Annotated in this window: 2 protein-coding genes; both read left to right on the top strand. The window is 62.8% G+C overall.

Translation table 11 applies throughout. The annotated features are described in order from the left end of the window. The coding region (locus tag VMX79_12960) for a PDZ domain-containing protein (protein HUV88007.1) at positions 1-1203 on the top strand (1203 nt) is incomplete at its 5' end. 151 nt (positions 1204-1354) lie between these two features. Beyond that, complete coding sequence (locus tag VMX79_12955) at positions 1355-1996, top strand: hypothetical protein (GenBank protein ID HUV88006.1); 642 nt, start codon at positions 1355-1357, stop codon at positions 1994-1996. The last annotated feature ends 42 nt before the right edge of the window (positions 1997-2038 follow it).

The following is a 2038-nucleotide window of genomic DNA, read 5'->3' as shown; positions in this document are numbered from 1 at the left end:
ATTACGGACGACCCCCTGGGGTACGCCCGGGAGGACGAGTGGGCCGCCGCGGCGGCCGAATACGGCTGGCTCGTCCTCTACCCGTTCGGCCAGGAGGGGGCGACGTGGTGGGACGACGTCGGCATGGCGAACATCCGCAACCTGGTCCGCACCGTGAAGCGCGAGTACAACGTCGACGACGACCGCGTATATATGGGGGGCTTCTCGGACGGCGGCTCCGCGGCGTTCTGTTGGGCCATGCTCGAGCCCACCGACTTCGCCGGCTTCGTGGCGCTCAACGGCCACATGGGCGTGGGCAGCCTCGACGGCGACCTCGACACCTACGCGCCGAATTTCCGCAACGCGCCCGTCTACACCGTCACCACTTTCGACGACGCGCTGTATCCCTCCGCCAAGATGCGCGCGACGATAGCGATGCCGCAGCGGGCCGGCGGCGACGTCTTCTACCGCGAGCTCGCGGGGACGCACAGCTTCGACTACGCCGACGCCGAAATACCGCTCATCGCGCGCTGGCTGGCGCGGCACCCCCGCGACCCCCACCCGGCCGAGGTAGTGTGGGAGGCCGCCACCGCCGAATTCGGCCGGTGCCGCTGGTTCAAAATCGACGAGGTAACGCGGGACGAGGCCGCCGACTGGCATGACGACTACAACGTCGCGCTGGTGGACGAGCGCATCACCGTCGGCTTCATACCGGCCGACGGCGAGGGTCCCGGCGTCACGATCGCGAAGGTAATCGACGACTCGGCCGCGGCCGAGATGGGCCTCGAAGAGGGCGACGTCATCGTCGGCATCGGCGACAACGTCGTGGCCGACATGGACGACGTCAACGCCTGGAAGGAGACCGTCGCGCGCGGCGACGCCTTCACGCTCCGCGTAACGCGCAGCGGCGACGACGTAACGCTCACGGGCCGCATCCCGCCGCCGGAGAATTATTTCATATTCAAACGGGCGCGGCCTTCGGCTCGAGCAAACGTGACCTTCGGCGGCAACCGCGTCGACGTCCTCGCGTCCCGCCTCGGCGCCTTCACCATATACGTCCACCCGGATATGTTTAACGTAGACGAGAACGTCGTAATAACGGTCGACGGCGTCACGGCCTTCGACGCGAAGGTCAAGCCGGACGTGGCGTTCATGCTGAAAAATTTTCTCGCCCACCGCGACCGGAAGACGCTGTACGTCGCGGCGGTGGAGGTGGAGCTATAGGAAGAATTTAATACTTGTATTTTTTCGTTGGCGTGGCATAATACTAACGACAGCGAAGGAACGATGCTACATATCGCTCCAGGCATGACATGAGCGTTTTCAGGATATCGTAGTTTTAAGCGGGGATACATTATCCAAGGAGGTGGGTACGATGAAGAAGGTTTTGGCGTGGTTTCTTTGCGCGGCGACCGCCCTGGCCGCGTCCGCCGGCGCGGAGCTGATGACGATCGGCTCGCAAGGCCGTGTCGTAGGGTACCCGTTCCGCGGGAACGCGGGCGTTGACGCCGTGAGGTGCCAAGATTTGGTTTTGGCCACCGAATTATGGCCTTGGGACGCCGCTCGGGTCAACTACATTATGAAGTGGGAATGGTACGCGGCCCCCACCGTATCCCCGGGAACGTTCAACAACTTCACTATTAAAATCTGCCGTACGACCCGCACGACGCTAACCACCGATTTTAACGCTAACTACGCCGGCCAAACGCCGATAATGGTTTACAGCCGGCGTTCCCAACCTATCAACGCGGAACCCGGCAAATGGTTCGGCTTCGACTTTGATTCGCAGTTCAATTACGGCTTTGGTTACAACGTTATCGTCGAGGTCGAGTGGAGCGGCGACAACGGCGGCTACGCCTACACCTACCGCAGCGCCGCCACGGCGCGGTGCGTCTTCAACTACAACGGCGGGACGCCCGTTGTACACGACTACGTCCACTACATGCGCGTCACGATAGAATTCATCCCCGGCGTTGAGCCGACGTCGCTGGGACGCGTAAGAGCGCTGTACTTATAGCGGGGTACGCAGAACCGACGCTCGAGCCGCGGCGGGAAGCAA

The organism is bacterium (assembly GCA_035529855.1).
In the GTDB taxonomy this organism is placed as follows: Bacteria; RBG-13-66-14; B26-G2; order WVWN01; family WVWN01; genus WVWN01.
This window is presented reverse-complemented; position numbering and strand designations above follow the sequence as displayed.